Consider the following 19,762-nt stretch of genomic DNA (forward strand, 5'->3'; position numbering starts at 1 on the left):
GCCGCGAGGAGGACCACCGTCATGACCACCGACGAGCGGACGCTCGACTACCTCAAGCGACTGACCGCCGAACTGCGCGAGACGCGGCGCCGGCTGCGCGAGGCCGAGGAGAGCGGCTCGGAACCGCTGGCCGTCATCGGTATGGCCTGCCGGTTCCCGGGCGGGGTCACCTCGCCGGAAGGACTGTGGGACCTCGTCGACGGCGGCGGGGACGGGATGACGGGCTTCCCGGCGAACCGGGGCTGGGACACCGACGGGCTGTACCACCCGGACCCGGAACACCGGGGCACCAGCTACAGCGACCAGGGCGGATTCCTGCACGACGCCGGGGAATTCGACGCGGGCTTCTTCGGGATCTCGCCGCGGGAAGCGCTCGCGATGGACCCGCAGCAGCGGTTGCTGCTGGAGGTCACGTGGGAGACCTTCGAACGGGCGGGGCTGGACACCGCGGCGCTGAAGGGCAGCGCCACCGGGGTGTTCGCCGGGGCCATGCGCACCGAGTACGTCTCCGGGTTCGACGGCGGATCCGAAGAGGTCGAAGGCTTTCTCGGCACCGGCTCCTCCAACAGTGTGCTGTCGGGTCGGCTCTCGTACACCCTCGGGCTGGAAGGCCCGGCGGTCACGATCGACACGGCTTGCTCGTCGTCCCTGGTGGCGGTCCACCTCGCGGCGCACGCGCTGCGATCGGGGGAGTGCTCGCTCGCGTTGGCAGGCGGCGTCACGGTGATGGCCACGCCGGAGACGTTCGTCGAGTTCTCACGTCAGCGCGGGATGGCGCCGGACGGGCGCTGCAAGGCGTTCGCCGCCGGCGCCGACGGCACCGGCTGGGGCGAGGGCGCGGGCATGCTCCTGCTGGAGCGGCTGTCCGACGCGCGCCGCAACGGGCGCCGGATCCTCGCCGTGCTCAAGGGAACGGCGGTCAACCAGGACGGCGCGTCCAACGGCCTGACCGCGCCCAACGGCCCGGCCCAGCAACGCGTCATCCGTGCCGCGCTGAAGAACGCGAAGCTGACCGCCGCCGACGTCGACGCCGTGGAGGCGCACGGCACCGGCACGACGCTGGGCGACCCGATCGAGGCGCAGGCGCTGCTGGCCACCTACGGCCGCGAGCGGGAGAACCCGCTGTGGCTCGGCTCGGTCAAGTCGAACATCGGGCACACCCAGGCCGCCGCCGGGGTCGCCGGGATCATCAAGATGGTCGAGGCCATGCGGCACGACGTACTGCCCCGCACCCTCCATGTCGACGAGCCCTCCCCGCACGTCGACTGGTCGGCCGGAGCGGTCGAACTGCTCACCGAACCCCGGCCGTGGGAGACCGGGGATCGCCCACGCCGCGCCGGGGTGTCGTCCTTCGGCATGAGCGGCACCAACGCGCACGTCATCCTGGAGCAGGCCCCCGCGGACGAAGACGAACCGGACCGGACGCCGCCCGCCGTCCAGACCTGGCCCCTTTCAGCTCGTGGCCCCGCCGCGCTGAAGGCCGCCGCCGCGCAACTTCTGTCCACAGTGGACACTGTCGACCCGCTCGATCTCGGCTGGTCGCTGGCCACCACCCGGACCGCGCTGGAATCGCGTGCCGCGATCGTCGGCGGCACCCGGGAGGACCTCGCCGCCGGGCTGACCGCGCTCGCCGAGGGCGAACCCGCTCCCGGCGTCGTCACCGGCGAGCCGCTGCTCGGGCGCACGGCGTTCCTGTTCTCCGGTATGGGTTCCCAGCGTTGCGGCATGGGCCGGGAGCTGTACGACACCTTCCCCGCCTACCGCGCCGTCTTCGACGAGACGTGCGCCGCGCTCGACCCGCACCTCGACCGGCCGCTGGCCGACGTCGTCTTCGGCGGCGACCAGAAGCTGCTCGACCGGATGACCTTCGCGCAGCCCGCGATGTTCGCCGTGCAGGTCGCGCTCTTCCGGCTGCTGGAGTCGTGGGGCGTGCACCCGGACTACGTCGTCGGCCATTCCGCCGGTGAGCTGGCCGCCGCCCATGTCGCCGGAGTCTGGGATCTGACCGGTGCCGCGCGGATGATCACCGCGCGCGGACGGCTGATGGAGGCCCAGCCGCCGGGCGGCGCGATGATCGGCGTCCAGGCCACCGAGGAGGAGGTCGCCGCCGAACTGACCGACGGTCTGGCCATCGGCGCGCTCAACGCCCCCGACTCGGTCGTCGTGTCCGGTGAGGAAGCCGCCGCCGAGGCCCTCGCGGCGAAATTCGCCGAACGCGGCCGGAAGATCAAGCGGCTCAACATCTCCCACGCTTCGCATTCGGCGCGGATGGACGGCATGCTCGCCGAATTCGGCGCCATCGCCGAACAGATCCCGCACGGGACGCCGTCGATCCCCGTGGTCTCCAACGTGACCGGCCGTCTCGCCGGTCCCGACGAGGTCACCGTGCCCGGCTACTGGCCGCGGCATGTCCGGCAGCCGGTGCGGTTCGCCGACGGCGTCGGATTCCTGCGCGGAGAAGGGGTCTCCCGGTTCGTCGAGATCGGCCCGGACGCGGTGCTGGCCGGGATGGCCGCGCGGACGTTGCCGCCCGAGGGCACCCTCGTCGTCCCGGTGCTGCGCAAGGACCGGGCCGAGGCCCGGACGGCGATGACCGCGCTCGCCGAACTGCACGTCCGCGGTGCCCGCGTCGACTGGACCGAGTTCTACGACGGCACCGGGGCCCGCACGGTCGATCTGCCGACCTACCCCTTCCAGCGCGAGAACTACTGGCTGCGCGGCGGCCGCGGCGCGGGCGACCCGGGCGGGCTCGGCCTCGCCGACGCCGCCCACCCGCTGCTGGGTGCGGCGGTCCCGCTCGCCGACGGCGCCGGGGTCGTGCTGACCGGCCGGATCTCGCCGTCCACTCATCCCTGGCTTTCCGATCACTCGGTCGCGGGCACCGTCATCGTGCCCGGTACGGCCCTGGTCGAGCTCGCGCTGCGGGCCGGTGACGAAGCCGGCTGCGCGCACCTGGAAGAGCTCACCCTGCGCGAGCCGATGGTGCTGGCGGGTCCGCTGGACGTCCAGGTGGTCCTGGCCGGGCCGGACGAGAGCGGCCGTCGTGCCGTCGCCGTGTACTCCCGCTCGGGTGAGGGTTCCTGGACGCTGCACGGTTCGGGAACCCTGGCGCCACAGGCCCCGGCCGCCGGTTTCGACCTCGCCGAGTGGCCGCCTCGCGACGCCGTCTCGATCGACGTCGCCGACGTCTACCCGGTGTTCGCCGCCGCCGGACTGGAATACGGCCCGGTCTTCCGAGGACTCAAGGCCGCTTGGCGGCTGGACGAGGAGATCTTCGCCGAGACCGCGCTGCCGGAAGACACCGCGAAGGCCGACGTCGAGCGCTTCGGCCTCCATCCCGCGCTCCTGGACGCCGGTCTGCACGCGATCGGCCTGCTGGCCGGGGAAGCGAGCGGCGCCAAGCTGCCGTTCCACTGGCAGGACGTCACGCTGCACGCCACCGGCGCGTCCGCGCTGCGGCTGAAGCTCACGCCGGGACCGTCCGGCGCCGTCACCCTGCGCGCCGCCGACGGCACGGGCGCCCCGGTCGTCACCATCGGCTCCCTGACCCTGCGCGAACTCGCCCCCGTCACCGCCACGGCCCCCGGTCTCGACTCGCTGTTCCGCCTCGACTGGACGCCGGTGCCCACTCCGGCGGATCCGGCTCCCGTCGAGTGGGCCTACCACGGGCGGATCGGCGGTGGAGCCGTGCCGCCGGTTGTCGTGCTCCCGGTGTTCACCGACCCGGCGGGCGCCCGCATCGCCACCCGTGAGTTCCTCGCTGTCCTGCAGCAGTTCTCGACCGAAGACCGCTTCGCCGACGCGAAAATCGTCCTAGTCACCTGCGCCGCGATCGGACCCGGCCGCGTCGACCCGGCCGCCGCCGCGGTCTGGGGCCTCGGCCGCTCGGCGCAGAGCGAACTCCCCGGCCGGGTCGTCCTCGTCGACACCGAGACCGGCGACCTGACCGAAACGGAACTCGTCGCCGCGCTGGCGACCGGCGAACCCCAGCTGACCCTGCGCGACGGCGAGTTCGCCGCGCTCCGGCTCGCCCCGGTCCCCGGCGCCGACGAGCTCAGCCCGCCCGCCGAACCCGCGTGGCGCCTCGGCATGGCCGCCCGCGGAACGCTGGAGGAGTTGCGGCTCGAACCCTGCCCCCAAGTCCTGGAACCCCTAAAACCCGGGCACATCCGGGTCGCCGTCGCCGCCGCGGGCCTCAACTTCCGCGACGCGCTCAACGTCCTCGGCATGTTCGAGGGCGAACCCGGACCGCTGGGCAACGAGATCGCCGGTGTGGTCCTGGAAACCGGGTCCGAAGTGGACGATCTCGCCCCCGGCGACCGCGTGATGGGCGTCGCCATCGGCGGCATCGGCTCCATCACCACCGCGCAGCGCTCGATGTGCGCCCGCATCCCCGAGAACTGGACCGACGAGGAAGCCGCGTCCGTGCCGCTCGTGTTCCTCACCGCTTACTTCGGCCTCAAGGAACTCGCCGGGTTGCAGGCGGGGGAGTCCGTCCTGATCCACGCGGGCGCCGGCGGCGTCGGCATGGCGGCGATCCAGATCGCCCGGCATCTCGGCGCCGAGGTCTACAGCACCGCCAGCCCCGCCAAACAGCATGTGCTGCGCGAAGCCGGGCTGGACGACGGCCACATCGGCAACTCCCGCACCCTCGACTTCGAACAGCACTTCCTGGCCACCAGCGAAGGCCGCGGCGTCGACGTCGTCCTCGACGCGCTCACCGGTGACTTCGTCGACGCGTCCCTGCGGCTGCTGCCACGCGGCGGCCGGTTCCTGGAGATGGGCAAGGCCGGACTGCGCGACCCCGGCGAGGTCGCCGCGCGGCACCCCGGCGTGCACTACCGGCCCTACGACCTCATCGAAGCCGGTCCCGGGCAGTTCTCCCGCATGTGGGCCGAAGTCCTGGAACTGTTCGCGAGCGGTGTGCTGAAGCCGTTGCCGCGTCACGTCTGGGACGTCCGCCGCGCGCCCGAGGCGTTCCGGCTGCTCAGCCAGGCCAAGCACATCGGCAAGGTCGTGCTGACCATCCCGCGCGGCCCGGAGCCCGGCGGCACCGTCCTGATCACCGGCGGCACCGGCGGCCTCGGCGCCATGCTCGCCAAGCACCTCATCGCGGAGTACGGCGTCCGGCATCTGCTCCTGACCAGCCGCCGCGGCCCGGACGCCCCAGGCGCGACAGAGCTGTCCGAAGAGCTGACCGCGCTGGGCGCGACCGTCACCATCGCCGCCTGTGACAGCGCGGACCGCGAAGCCGTCGCCGCGCTTCTCGCCTCGGTCCCGGCCGAGCACCCGCTGACCGCCGTGATCCACGCGGCCGGTGTCCTCGACGACGCCCCGATCGACGCGCTGAATCCCGAACGTCTCGACCGCGTCCTCGCCCCGAAGGCCGACGCCGCCTGGCATCTGCACGAGCTGACCGCGGATCTTCCGCTGCGCTGGTTCGTCCAGTTCTCCTCCGCCGCGGGTGTGCTCGGCAATCCGGGCCAGGGCAACTACGCCGCCGCCAACGCCTTCCTCGACGGCCTCGCCACCCGGCGTCGCGCCGAAGGCCTGGCCGCGCAGTCCGTCGCGTGGGGCCTGTGGTCCGGCGGCATGAAGGGCGAACTCGGCGACGCGGGCGAAGAACGTATGCGCCGCAGCGGTTTCCCGCCGATCGCCCCCGAAGAGGGCCTGGCGATGTTCGACCGCGCGGTCGGGCTCGACCACGCCGTCCTGCTCGGCCTCAAGTTCGACCGTGCGACCGTGCGCGGCAGCGACGCCCCGATCTCCCCGCTGATCCGCGCGCTCGTCGGCGGCTCCGGCCGCGCCAAGGCCAAGACCGCCACCGTCGAGCAGGCGGGCGAACTGCGGCGCGAACTCGCCGGGCTGCCCGCGCCGGACCGGGACGAACTCCTGCTGGACCTGGTGCGCCGCGAGGTCGCGCTGGTCCTCGGGCACGCCGACGCCGCCGGGATCGCCGCGACCCGCGCGTTCAACGAAATCGGCTTCGACTCGCTCACCGCGGTCGAACTGCGCAACCGTCTCGGCGCCGCGACCGGTCTCCGGCTGCCCGCGACGCTCGTCTTCGACCACCCGACGCCCGACGCGCTGAAGGTCTTCCTGCGCGGCGAACTGGTCGGGGACGAGACGCCGGCCCCGGTCGCGGTCACCCCCGCCGCGACCGGGGCCGGTATCCACGACGATCCGGTCGTCATCGTCGGCATGGGCTGCCGTTATCCGGGCAAGGTCACCTCACCGGCGGAGCTGTGGCAGCTGGTCGCCGAGGGCCGCGACGGCGTCGGGGACTTCCCGGCGGACCGAGACTGGCCGCTGGACTCGCTGTTCCATCCGGACCCCGATCACCGCGGGACCACCTACGCGTCCGAAGGCGCCTTCCTCTACAACGCGGGCGATTTCGACGCCGAGTTCTTCGGGATCTCGCCGCGCGAGGCGCTGGCGATCGACCCGCAGCAGCGCCAGGTGCTCGAGACCGCGTGGGAGGCGCTGGAGCGGGCAGGTATCGATCCGGCGTCCCTGCGCGGCACCAGCACCGGTGTCTTCGCGGGTGCCCTGTCCAACGACTACATCTCGCGGCTGAGCGCGATTCCCGAGCAGGTCGAGGGTTTCCTCGGCACCGCGTCCTTCAGCAGCGTCGTCTCCGGCCGCGTCGCCTACTCGCTGGGGCTGGAAGGCCCGGCAGTCTCCGTCGACACCGCTTGCTCGTCTTCGCTGGTCGCCGTGCACCTGGCCGCGCAGTCGCTGCGGTCGGGGGAGTGCACGCTGGCGCTGGCGGGCGGCGTCAACGTGATGGCCTCGCCGGACATGTTCGTCGAGTTCTCGCGGCAGCGCGGACTGGCGCCGGACGGCCGCTGCAAACCGTTCGCCGGGGCCGCCGACGGTACGAACTGGGCCGAAGGCGTCGGGATCCTGGTACTGGAACGCCTTTCCGACGCCCGCCGCAACGGGCACCGCGTCCTCGCGGTCGTCAAGGGCTCCGCGGTCAACCAGGACGGCGCGTCCAACGGGCTCACCGCCCCCAACGGACCCTCGCAGCAGCGCGTGATCCGTTCGGCGCTGGCGAACGCCGGGGTCGAAGCGTCCACTGTGGACGTCGTCGAGGCGCACGGCACCGGCACGCCGCTCGGCGACCCGATCGAGGCACAGGCCCTGCTCGCGACCTACGGCCAGGGCCGTGAGCGGCCGCTGCTGCTCGGTTCGGTCAAGTCGAACATCGGCCACACGCAGGCCGCCGCCGGGGTCGCCGGGATCATCAAGATGGTCGAGGCGATGAACCACGGGATCGTCCCGGCGAGCCTGCACGTGGACGAGCCGACGCCCCACGTCGACTGGACGACGGGTGACATCTCGCTGCTCACCGAGCGGACGCCGTGGCCCGAGACCGGCGGCCCGCGCCGCGCCGGGGTGTCGTCGTTCGGTATCAGCGGCACCAACGCCCACGTCGTCCTCGAACAGGCCCCGGCCGAACCCGAGCCCGAGCCTTCGGGAACGCTGCCCGTGGTACCGCTGGTGGTCTCCGGACGCACGCCGGAGGCGCTGGCAGCGCAGACTTCCCGATTGTCCACAGTGGACTTGACCGTCGACGCCGGTTACTCGCTCGCCACCACTCGCACCCACCACCAGCACCGCGCGGTCGTCGTCGGCGAGCCCGGCGCGGGCCTGCGGACCCTGGCTTCGGGCGAACCCGCGTCCGGCCGCCTCGCCTTCCTGTTCACCGGACAGGGTTCTCAACGCGAAGGCATGGGGCAGGGGCTCTACGAAGTCTTCCCCGCCTTCGCCAAGGCCTACGACGAAATCGCCACGCTGCTCCCGCTCGACGGTGACCTGAGCCGGACCGGAACCGCGCAGCCCGCGATCTTCGCCCTGGAGGTCGCGCTCCACCGGCTCTTCGAATCCTGGGGCGTGCGCCCGGCCTTCGTCGCCGGGCATTCGATCGGCGAGATCGCCGCCGCGCACGTCGCGGGCGTGTTCTCGCTGGAAGACGCGGCGAAGCTGATCGAAGCGCGAGGCAGGCTGATGGAGGCGCTGCCCGAAGGCGGCGCGATGGTCGCCGTGCAGGCCACCGAGGCCGAGGTCGCCGAATTCGGCGTGGCCGTCGCGGCGGTCAACGGCCCGGACGCCGTCGTGCTCTCGGGCGCGGAGGAACCGGTGCTCGCGGCCGCGTCGGCGCTGGAAGCCCGTGGCCGCAAGGTGAAGCGGCTCGACGTCTCCCACGCGTTCCACTCGCCGCTCATGGACCCGATGCTCGACGACTTCGCGGAAGTCGCGCGGAGCCTGACCTACGCGGAGCCGTCGATCCCGGTCGTCTCGGCCGTCACCGGTGCCGTCGCCACCGAGCTGACCGACCCGGCGTACTGGGTGCGGCACGTGCGGGAACCGGTCCGGTTCGCCGACGCGCTGACCGCGCTCTCCGCCGAGAACGTGACCACCTACCTCGAAATCGGCCCGGCGGCGGTGCTTTCGGCGCTGGCCGCGGGGTCCGGCGAGGCGATCCCCGCCCTGCGCGACGACAAGGACGAGCCGGCGACCGCGGTCACCGCGCTGGCCCGCCTGCACGTCCGAGGGATCGACATCGACTGGGCCGCGTTCTTCGCACCCGCGAAACCGCGTGTCGTCGACCTGCCGACCTACGCCTTCCAGCACGAGCGGTACTGGCTGCGCGAACCCGCTGTGGCGCGCGTCGCCGGCGGCCTGCGTCATCCGGTGCTGGCCAACGCCGTGACCTCGGCCGACGACGGTTCGGTCCTGTGCACCGGAGTTCTCCCCGCCGACCCTTCGGACACGCTGCTGGTCGAGCTGGCGATCCGTGCCGGTGACGAGGCAGGCGCGGGCACATTGGCCGAATTCGCGGTCGAGGCGCCGCTGACCGGGGACCGCGAGGTCCAGGTCGCCGTCGGTGCCGAGAGCGACGGCCGTCGCCAGGTCTCGATCCACACCCGCGCGGGACAGGGCTGGCAGCGGCACGGAACCGGATTCCTGGTCACCACCCCGGCCCAGGCGCCGCCGGTCCCGGACGGTCCGCTGACCGAGCTGACCCTGCCGGACGACTCCGCGCGGCTGTACGGCGTGCACCCGAGCCTGCTCGACCCGGTCCTGGCCGGGCACGGCTGGCCGGTCGCCTGGCGGAACGTGACCCTGCACGCCACCGGGGCCACCACCGTCCGGGCGCACCTGAGCCCGGCGGGGGAGCTGGCGGTGTTCGATCTCGCGGGCGCCCCGGTGCTGTCCGCCGAGGTGACCTTCGGGGAGCGCCCGGCCGCCGTGACGACGCCGAGCGAGTCGCTGCACCGGATCGTCTGGTCGCCGGTCCCGGCGGGTGACGCCGAAGTGTCGTGGGCCCGGCTCGAAGACGTCGGCGCCGAGCTGCCCGACGCCGTGGTCCTGGAACTCGCCGAACCGGCCGGTGACGTGGCCGACGCGGCGCGTGCGGCCACGGCGACCGTGCTCACGGCGCTCCAGGACCCGGCGTACACCGGCACCCGGCTGGTCGTCCTGACCGCCGGCGCCGTCGCACTGTCCGAAGAGGACGGTGCGGATCCGGCCGCCGCCGCGGTCTGGGGACTGGTACGCGCGGCGCAGTCGGAACAGCCGGGCCGGTTCGTCCTCGTCGACGGCGACGGCGACACCACGCTCCTCGGCAAGGCACTGGCCACCGGCGAAGACCAAGTGCTGATGCGAGAAGGCAAGTTGTACGCGCCGAAGCTCACGCTGGTGCACGCTCCCACCGCGGCTCCGGTGCCGACCGCGGGAGCGGTGCTCGTCACCGGCGGCACCGGCGGGCTCGGCGCCCATGTCGCGCGGCACCTCGTCCGGGCGCACGGTGTCACGGAACTGGTGCTCACCAGCCGCCGCGGTCCGGATGCCCCGGGCGCGACCGAGCTGGCCAGGGAACTGGAGGCACTCGGCGCGAACGTCCGTGTCGAAGCGTGCGACGTCGCTGATCGTGCCGCCGTCGAAGGTCTCCTGGCCGGGATCCCGCGGCTGAGCGGCGTCGTGCACGCGGCGGGTGTCCTCGACGACGGTCTCGTCGGCGCGCTCACCCCGGACCGGCTCGCCGCCGTGTTCGGTCCCAAGGCCGCTGCCGCTTGGCATCTTCACGAGCTGACCAAGGGGCACGAACTCGCGGCGTTCGTCCTGTTCTCCTCGGCAGCCGGTGTCTTCGGCAACGCGGGCCAGGGCAACTACGCCGCCGCCAACGCCTTCCTCGACGGTCTCGCCGTGCACCGGCGGGCGCTCGGCCTGCCCGCCCGCTCGCTGGCCTGGGGCCGCTGGGCGGACGGCATGGGCGGGGCGCTGGGCACTCAGGCCGGGCAACGCTTGAGCCGCAACGGTTTCCCCGCGTTGAGCGCCGAGGAAGGACTGGCGTTGTTCGACGCCGCACTGGCCGCGGACGTGGCCGCGTCGGTCCCGGTGAAGCTCGACAAGGCCGGCCTCGCCGACGCCGCCGCGGCCGGACAGCTCCCGCCCGTCCTGCGGGACCTGGTGCCCGCGGTCCGGCGCACGGCCGCGGCCGCCGACGCGGGCGCGCTGCGCGTCAAACTCGCCGGGCTGGCCGAAGCGGAGCAGGAACGCGCGTTGCTCGACCTGGTGCGCGGGCATGCCGCGGCCGTCCTCGGCCACGCCGGGGCCGCCGCGATCGCCCCTGGCCGCGGCTTCCTCGATCTGGGCTTCGATTCGCTCACCGCGGTCGAGTTCCGGACCGCGCTGGCCGCCGCGACCGGCCTCACCCTGCCCACGACGGTCGTCTTCGACTACCCGGCGCCGGACGCGCTGGCGAAGTACCTCCAAACCGAACTCGCCCCCGAGACCGGAGCGGCCGACGCGGTGACCGAACAGATCACCCGGCTCGAAACCCTGCTCGACGGGGCCGACCCCGGCGACCCGGAGATCGACGGACGGCTGAAGCGGCTGCTGTCGGCCTGGGCGGCGAAGAAACCCGCTCACGCCGATCTCGACGCCGCTTCGCCGGACGACCTCCTCGCGCTGATCGACGACGAGTTCGGCCCGCGCTGACCCTCATCCATTCAGGAGCCGTGACATGCCTTCGGAAGAGCAGTACGTCGACTACCTCAAGCGGATGGCGGCCGACCTGCGGGAGAGCCGCCGCGAGCTGGCGGACGCGCGGGAGAAGGAGACCGAGCCCATCGCGATCGTCGCGATGAGCTGCCGGTTCCCCGGCGGTGTCCGCACCCCGGAACAGCTGTGGGAGCTGGTCGACGGCGGCGGTGACGCGATCTCGCCGTTCCCGGCCGATCGCGGCTGGGACACCGACGCGATCCACGACCTCGACCCGTCCGTGCCCGGCACCAGTTACGTCCGTGAGGGCGGCTTCCTGCACGACGCCGCGGAGTTCGACAACGAGCTGTTCGGCATCTCGCCGCGCGAGGCCGAGGCGACCGACCCGCAGCAGCGCTTGCTGCTGGAGACTGCGTGGGAGGCCGTCGAGCGGGCGGGGATCGACCCGCTTTCGCTCAAGGGCAGCGCCACCGGGGTGTTCGCCGGGGTCGGATTCACCGACTACGCGTCACGGCTGACCGCGCTGCCTGAGGAACACGAGGGCTACCTCGGCATCGGTACTTCCGGCAGCGTCGTGTCGGGCCGTGTCTCCTACGCGCTCGGCCTCGAAGGGCCGTCGGTGTCGATCGACACGGCGTGCTCGTCTTCGCTGGTCGCTGTCCACCTCGCGGCCCGCGCGCTGCGGTCGGGGGAGTGCACTCTGGCGCTGGCCGGTGGGGTCACGGTGATGGCGACGCCGGGGGCGTTCGTCGAGTTCTCGCGGCAGCGGGGGCTCGCGCCGGACGGCCGCTGCAAGCCGTTCGCGGCCGCCGCCGACGGCACCAACTGGGCCGAGGGCGCCGGGATGCTGGTGCTGGAGCGGCTTTCCGACGCGCGCCGCAACGGCCATCCGGTCCTCGCGCTCGTCCGCGGCAGCGCGGTCAACTCCGACGGCGCCTCCAGCGGCCTGACCGCCCCGAACGGCCCGTCGCAGCAACGCGTGATCCGCGCCGCGCTCGCGAACGCCGGAATCGAGGCGTCCACTGTGGACGTAGTCGAGGCGCACGGCACCGGGACCGCGCTGGGCGACCCGATCGAGGCGCAAGCCCTGCTGGCCACCTACGGCCGCGACCGCGAAACGCCGTTGTGGCTGGGCTCGGTGAAGTCCAACATCGGCCACACCCAGGCCGCCGCCGGTCTCGCCGGGATCGTCAAGCTGGTCGAGGCGATGCACCACGCCACGCTGCCCGCGACCCTGCACGTCGACGCGCCCTCCCCGCACGTGGACTGGTCCGCCGGCTCGGTGGAACTGCTCGCCGAGGCCCGCCCGTGGACCGCGACGGACCGGCCGCGCCGCGCGGGCGTGTCGTCGTTCGGGATCAGCGGGACCAACGCGCACGTCATCCTCGAACAGCCCGCCGAAGAACCCCTCGGGGAGCGCGAGATCGCGGCCCCGCCAGTGGTCCCGTACGTGCTGTCGGGCGCCTCGCCCGCAGCCGTCCGCGCGCAGGCGGCCGCCCTGCTGTCCACTGTGGACGAATCCGGTGCCGAACCGGTCGACGTCGCGCTCTCGCTGGCCACCACCCGCGCCGCCATGGAACACCGCGCGGTCGTCACCGGAGCCGACCGCGCCGAACTGGCCGCCGGTCTCCGCGCCCTCGCGGGCGGCGAAGCGGGCACGGTCACCGGCAGCGACACCGCCGGACGGCTGGCCGTGCTGTTCACCGGCCAAGGCGCACAGCGGCTGGGCATGGGCCGTCGGCTGCACGAAGCCTTCCCGGTGTTCGCCGAAGCCTTCGACGAAGCCTGCGCACACCTGCCCGGCGTCCGGGACGTCGTCTTCGGCACCGACGCGGCGCGCCTGGACCGCACCGAATTCGCCCAGCCCGCCCTGTTCGCGTTCGAGGTCGCGCTCTTCCGCCTTGTCGCCTCCTGGGGTGTCACCCCCGACTTCCTCGCCGGGCACTCGGTCGGCGAGATCGCGGCCGCCCACGTCGCCGGAGTGTTGACCCTGGCGGACGCCGCTCGCCTGGTCGCCGCTCGCGGCCGGCTCATGCAGGCATTGCCCGAGGGCGGCGCGATGATCGCGCTGGAGGCGACCGAGGACGAGGTCCGCCCGTACCTGTCGGCCGACGTCGCCCTCGCCGCGGTCAACGGCCCGCGCGCGGTCGTCCTGTCCGGCGCCGAGGCGGCGACCACCGCTGTCGCGGAACGCTTCCCGGGCCGCCGCACGACCCGGCTCTCGGTGTCCCACGCCTTCCACTCGGGGCTGATGGAGCCGATGCTCGCCGACTTCACGGACGTCGCGCGGACCCTGACCTTCAACCAGCCCACCATTCCCGTCGTCTCGACCCTGACCGGCGAGATCGCCGACCGGCTCACGGATCCGGCGTACTGGACCGAGCACGTCCGCGGCACCGTCCGGTTCGCCGACGCGGTGGAAACCCTGCACGGCCAAGGCGTCACGACCTTCCTCGAACTCGGCCCGGACGCCGCGCTCACGCCGATGGGCCGTTCGGTCCTGCCGGAAGGAGCGGTTTTCGCCGCGGCCCAGCGCAAGGACCGCGACCAGGCCGCCACGCTCCTCACCGCGCTGGGGCTGATCCACGCCCACGGCGCCCGCGTCGACTGGGCCGCCTACCTCGGCGGCAGCGGCGCGCGGATCGTCACCCTGCCGACCTATCCCTTCCAGCGCAGGCGTTTCTGGCTGGAAGACCCGGGCGCGGACGTGGTCGCCGCTGAGGACGGCCGGTTCTGGTCGGTCGTCGAGTCCGGCGACGTCGGCGAGTTCGCCGCCGAGCTGAAGCTGTCCGACGTCGAAGCGCCGCTCGGCACCGTCTTGCCCGCGCTGTCGCGCTACCGCCGCGCACGGTCGCTGTCTGCCGAAGCGGCTTCGCTGGCCTACCACGTTCGCTGGCAGCCCTTCACCCCCGCGGCGACCACGGCCACCGGACGCTGGCTGCTCGTCACCTCGGCCCAGGAACACCCGTGGGTCGAGGCCGCCGCCGAAGCCCTGTCCGGTGCCGAGGTGCGGCGGCTCGTCGTCGAGCAGCCCGATCGGGTGGAGCTGCCCGACGAGACCTTCGACGGCATCCTGTCCCTGCTCGCCCTCGACGAGACCGAGACCGACGGGCTCTCGTTCGGTGCCGAAGCCACGATGGCACTGGTACGGGAGCTGGCCGCCCGCGATCCGCAAGGTCCACTGTGGACACTCACCCGCGGCGCGGTCTCGACCGGCGCCCACGACGCGCCGGATTCCCCCGCCCAGGCCCAGCTGTGGGGCTTCGGCCGGGCGGCCGCGCTGGAGAACCCGCAGGCGTGGGGAGGCCTCGTCGACGTCCCGGCCGAGCCGGGGGAGCGGATCGTTTCGCTCCTGCGCGGCGTCCTCACCGGCCCTCGCGGTGAGGACCAGGTCGCCGTCCGGGCCACCGGCGCGTTCGGCAGGCGGCTCGCCCACGCCGATCTCGCGGAGCCCCAGCGGTCCTGGCGGCCGCGCGGCACGGTGCTGGTCACCGGCGGAACCGGCGGACTCGGCGGGATCGTCACGCGCTGGCTGGTCGAGCACGGCGCCGAACACGTCGTTCTCGTTTCCCGCCAAGGAGAAGACGCTCCCGGTGCGGCCGAGCTGGCCGGAGAGCACGTCACCATCGCCGCGTGCGACGTCGCCGACCGCGACGCCCTCGCCGCCGTCATCGAGCCCATTCGAGACGACCTCCGCGCGGTGTTCCACCTCGCCGGCGTGCTCGAACTCGGCCTCATCGAGTCGATGGACCGCGCCCGCTATGCCGACGTCCTCCGTCCGAAGGTCGCCGGGACCCGCAACCTCGAAGAGCTGACCGAGGGTCTCGACCTTGACGCCTTCGTCCTGTTCTCCTCGATCGCCGCCTCCATCGGCAACGCGGTCCAAAGCGCCTATGGTGCCGCGAACGCGCATCTCGAAGCCGTCGCGCAACGCCGCCGGGCGAACGGGCTCCCCGCGACGTCGATCGCGTGGGGCCGCTGGGGCGAGGTCGGCATGGGCGTCGGCGCGGACCTCGACGAACTGCTCAGCGGCCTCGGCGTCCCGGCCATGGCACCGGAGACCGGCCTGGTCGCGCTCGGCCAGGCACTCGACCGGGACGAGACCGCGCTGACCGTCGCCGAACTGACCTGGGAGAAGTTCGCGCCGCCGTTCGCCGCGCTGCGGCCGAGCCCGCTGCTGGCCGGCCTGCCCGAGGTCCTCGCCATCGCCGAGGCCGAAGCCGCCCGCGCCGAGGAAGGCGCCGAAGCCGCCGACGCGTGGCGAGCCCGGCTCGCCGGATTGCCCGAGGCCGAACGCGAACGCGTGCTCACCGAACTGGTCCTGACCCACACCGCCGCCGTCCTCGGGCACACCGACGGAGTCCCGGCCGGGCAGCAGTTCACGAAACTGGGCATCGATTCGCTCACCGCCATCGAATTGCGCGGCCGCATCAACACCGAAACCGGACTCGCGCTGCCGCCGACGATGGTCTTCGACCACGCGACCCCGGCCGCGCTCGCCGCGCATCTGCTGGCCGCGCTCACCCCCGTGGCCCAGGAGACGCGGACCGTCGTCACCGGACCGGCCGCCGCCGGACAGGACGTCGCCGTCGTCGGTCTGTCCTGCCGCTTCGCCGGTGGCAGCGACACCCCGGAGAAGTTCTGGGAGAACCTGGTCCAGGGCAAGGATCTGATCCGCGAGGTGCCGCCGGACCGCTGGACCGCGGCCGACTACTACGACCCCGACCGCACCGCGCCGGGCAAGGCGTACACGCAGCAGGGCGCGTTCGTCGACGACATCGCGGGCTGGGACGCGGCGTTCTTCGGCCTGTCACCGCAGGAGGCGCGGCGGCTCGACCCGACCTTCCGCCTGCTCATGGAGCTGGTGTGGGAAGGCATCGAGGACGCCGGGCTCACCGCCGACGAACTGCGCGGCAGCCGCACGGGCGTGTTCGCCGGGCTGATCGACACCATGCAGTACAGCATGCGGCAGCTCGAAGCCGACGGCATGGACGCGGCCGACGACCCCTACTTCGGGCTCGGCAGCTCGCTTTCCGCCGCCGCCGGCCGGATCGCGCATCTGCTCGACCTTCGCGGGCCCTGTCTGACCGTCGACACCGCCTGCTCGTCGGCGCTGAGCGCGGCGCACCTGGCGGTGCAGAGCCTCCGCCGCGGTGAATGCGACATCGCGATCGTCGGCGCGGCCTCGGCGATGATCAACCCGGACGTGTTCATCCAGTCCTGCAAGATGAGCATGCTGGCCGCCGACGGCCGCACCAAGACCTTCGACGAGAGCGCCGACGGCTACGTCATCGGCGAGGGCGGCGGTGTCGTGGTGCTCCGCCGGGCGGGTGAGGTCGGCCAGGGCAGGCGGACGCGCGCGGTCATCCGCGGCACCGCGACCAACCAGGACGGCCGCAGCAACGGGCTCACCGCACCCAACCGCGCGGCGCAGAACGCGGTCATCCGGGCGGCGCTCGCCGACGCTCGCGTCGCCCCCGATGAGGTCGGCTACGTCGAGGCGCACGGCTCCGGCACGCAACTGGGTGACGCGATCGAGTTCACCGCGCTCGGCGAGATCTTCGGCGAGCGGAACGCGCCCGAGCCGCTCTACGTCGGCGCCGTCAAGACGAACGTCGGCCACACGCTCGCCGCGTCGGGGATGGCCGGGCTGATCAAGACCGTGCTGTCGCTGGAACACGGCACCCTGCCGGGCAACCTGCACCTGAACACGCCGAACTCGGTGGTCACCGTGGACGGCCCGGTCCGCCCGGTCCCCGGAGCGCGTCCGTTCCCGGCCAACGCCGACGGGGTGCTGCGCGCGGGCGTCAGCTCGTTCGGCTGGTCCGGTTCCAATGTCCACTTCGTCCTCGATCAGGCGGCGCCCGCTCCGATGCCCGCGCCGGGCCCGGAATGGCAGCTGCTCACGATGTCCGGACAGAGCGAAGCCGGGCTGCGCGCGAACGCCGAGGCCCTGGCCGACCACCTGACCGAAGACCTCGAACTCGCCGACGTCGCCTTCACCACCCAGGCCGGACGCAGCGCTCTCTCAGTGCGCAAGGCGGTGCTGGTGCGTGACCACGCCGACGCCGTCACGGCACTGCGCGCGGTCACCGGCGGTTCGGCCGTCACCGACAAGCGGCGTTTCGGGCTTCTGCTGCCGGGCACCCGCCGCGCCTGGCAGGGCACGACCGACGAGCTGTACCGCACGGAACTCGCCTTCCGCGCCGCGATCGACGAATGCGCGGCACTGCTGGACGGCCGGGCCGACCTCCTCGGCGCGCTCTACGGCACGGCCGAGGCCGACGAACGAGCCGTGGTCTTCACCGTCGAGTACGCGTTCTGCCGGCTGCTGACCGCATGGGGACTCGAACCGGCCGTGGTACTCGGACGCGGCACCGGCGAATGTGTCGCCGCCGTCGCGGGCGGGTTGCTCGGGCTCGCCGAGGGCCTCGAACTCGCGCTGGGCGGACCGGTACCGCACGCGGGAACGCCCACGGTGCCGGTGATCTCGCCCCGCACCGGCGCGGTGCTCACCGCCGCAGAAGCCGCGGACCCGGCACACTGGCGGATCGCGGACGACCGCTTCGAAGACGGCCTGCTGGCCTTGGCGAAGTACGCCGGAGTCCTCGTCGAGGCGGGTCTCGGCGACGACGGCGCCGAGGCGGCCGGACGTTACCTGCCGCAGACGCCGGTGGTCTCGCTGCTGCCGGAGCCGGCGGCCGGTGCGGGACGGCGTGCCTGGCTGGCTGCGCTCGGCGCGCTGTGGGAGCACGGCGTCGAGATCGGCTGGGCGGACGGCGCCGGACCCGACCGCCGATTCGTCTCGCTGCCCGCCTACCGCTTCCAACGCACCCGCTACTGGCCCGAGGTCGCTTCGCGCGGCTCGGGGTGGTCGCTGAACCAGATGTCCGAGCCGGAGACGCCGACCCGTGCCGGGCTGGCCGCGCACACTCCGACGTGGCACCGCGACTCCACTCGCCGTGTCGCCGCGACGCCGGGCGACCTGGTCCTGTTCGCCGAGCCGGGTGCTTTCGCCGACGACTTCGCGGCCGCCGCGGAAGCCGCCGGGCACCGCGTCACGGTCGCGTCCGAAATGGACCGCCAGGCGCTCACCGGGGACGGTCCGTTGCGGATCGTGCACGCTTTCGGGCTCACGGCCACTGGCCTCGAAACCGGCTTCTACAGCCTCCTTGAGCTCGGCAAGGCCATCGGTGCCGAATGCGCTGGCCGCCGCGTCGACCTGCTCGCGTTGGGACGCAACGGTTTCGACGTCCTCGGCGGCGACGCCACCGACACCTTCGCCCCGACCATCGCCGCCACGGCCGACGCGATCGCCGCCGAGTACCCGCTGGTCCACGCGCAGTACGCGGACTTCGACCGCGCCGGGGACAAGGTCGCCCAGGCTCTCCACGAGCTCGACCTGCTGGCTGCGTCCAAATCGGACACAGTGGACGGAGTCGCCGTCGCCGCCTGGCGCGGCGGACGCCGCTGGCTGCGCGGTTTCGACGTCGTCGAGCTTCCTGAGGTCGACGACTCGCAGGCCTGGAAGCCCGGCGGGACCTACCTGATCACCGGCGGGCTCGGCGTCCTCGGCCTCGCGCTGGCCCGGCGGCTCGCGCCACTGGGCGTGAACCTCGCGCTGGCAGGCCGGTCCGAGCTGCCGCCAGAAGAGACCTGGGACGACTGGATCCGAGACCACGGCGTCGACGACCGCACGAGCGAAGTGCTGCTGGCGATCCGGGATCTGCGCGCCCTCGGCGCCGACGTGCTGACCCTGCGCGCCGACGTCAGCGCCCCCGGCGAGGCCGCGGCGCTGCTGGCGGAGGTCCGCGGTTACTTCGGCTATCTCGACGGTGTGGTGCACGCGGCCGGGATCGCCGGTGGTGGCCTGCTGCAGAACAAGACCCGCGAGCAGGCGGCCGCGGTGCTGGCGCCGAAGGTCGACGGCACCCTCGCCTTGACCGAGGCGCTGCGCGTCGAACCGGTCGACCTGCTGGTCCTGTACTCCTCGACGGTGACGCTCACCGTCGGTGTCGGCGAGATCGACTACTCCGCCGCCAACGCCTTCCTCGACGGGGTCGCCTCGGCTTCGGCGGGCGGGCGCGGTCCGGCGAAGCAGGTCGTCTCGGTCGCGTGGGGGCCCTGGCAGCTGGACGCCTGGACGGCGTCAGGGCTCTCGGGTTCCGCTGAAGCGCAGGAGGGTTCCCGCAAATTCCGCGAGGAATTCGGCATCGGCGCCGAAGAAGGCACCGAACTGCTCTCGCGGATCATCGTCTCCGGCGAGCCACTGGTGACCGTGCTGCCGCTCCCGCTGGCCGACGTGCTGGCCGCGCTCGCCCGGATGGGTTCGGTCGACGCGCTGGTCGGCGCCGACGCCGCGATCCCCACCGGCGAGCGGTATCCGCGGCCCGATCTGCGCACCGCGTACGTCGCCCCGCGCACCCCGGCCGAAGAGCGCGTCGCCGCCGCCTGGTGCGACTGCCTGGGCCTTGAGCAGGTCGGCGTGCACGACCCCTTCTTCGACCTCGGCGGTACTTCGCTGATCGGCCTGGTGCTGATCGGCCGCGTCGCCAAGGAGTTCGGCGTCGAACTGGCCCCGGCGAGCCTGTTCGAGAAACCGACCATCGCCGAGTTCGTCACGCTCCTCGGCGAACCCGGCGCGCCGCAGCCGGCCGCCGAGCCCGCCGAAGACGTCTCCGCCCGCGGCGAGCGCCGCCGCGCCCGCACCGCGAAGCTCCGCAAGCGCCCGAGCCGGACCGGAAGGTGA

Annotated in this window: 2 protein-coding genes; both read left to right on the forward strand. The window is 73.1% G+C overall.

Annotation, left to right across the window (positions count from 1 at the left end; genetic code table 11):
* Positions 1-21: 21 nt before the first annotated feature.
* Entirely contained in the window at positions 22-11,010 is a 10,989-nt protein-coding gene (locus tag ACOCEP_RS25740; RefSeq protein WP_482331546.1) for an SDR family NAD(P)-dependent oxidoreductase, read from the forward strand.
* A gap of 25 nt (positions 11,011-11,035) precedes the next feature.
* A complete protein-coding gene (locus ACOCEP_RS25745; RefSeq protein ID WP_482331548.1) occupies positions 11,036-19,762 on the forward strand; it encodes a type I polyketide synthase in 8,727 nt (2,908 codons plus the stop codon).

Source organism: Amycolatopsis sp. CA-211722, from assembly GCF_056828465.1.

What these genes read in the sequence shown, in the direction of transcription:
- ACOCEP_RS25740 (WP_482331546.1), top strand. Translation starts at nt 22, where the DNA reads ATGACCACCGACGAGCGGACGCTCGACTACCTCAAGCGACTGACCGCC.
- ACOCEP_RS25745 (WP_482331548.1), top strand. Translation starts at nt 11,036, where the DNA reads ATGCCTTCGGAAGAGCAGTACGTCGACTACCTCAAGCGGATGGCGGCC.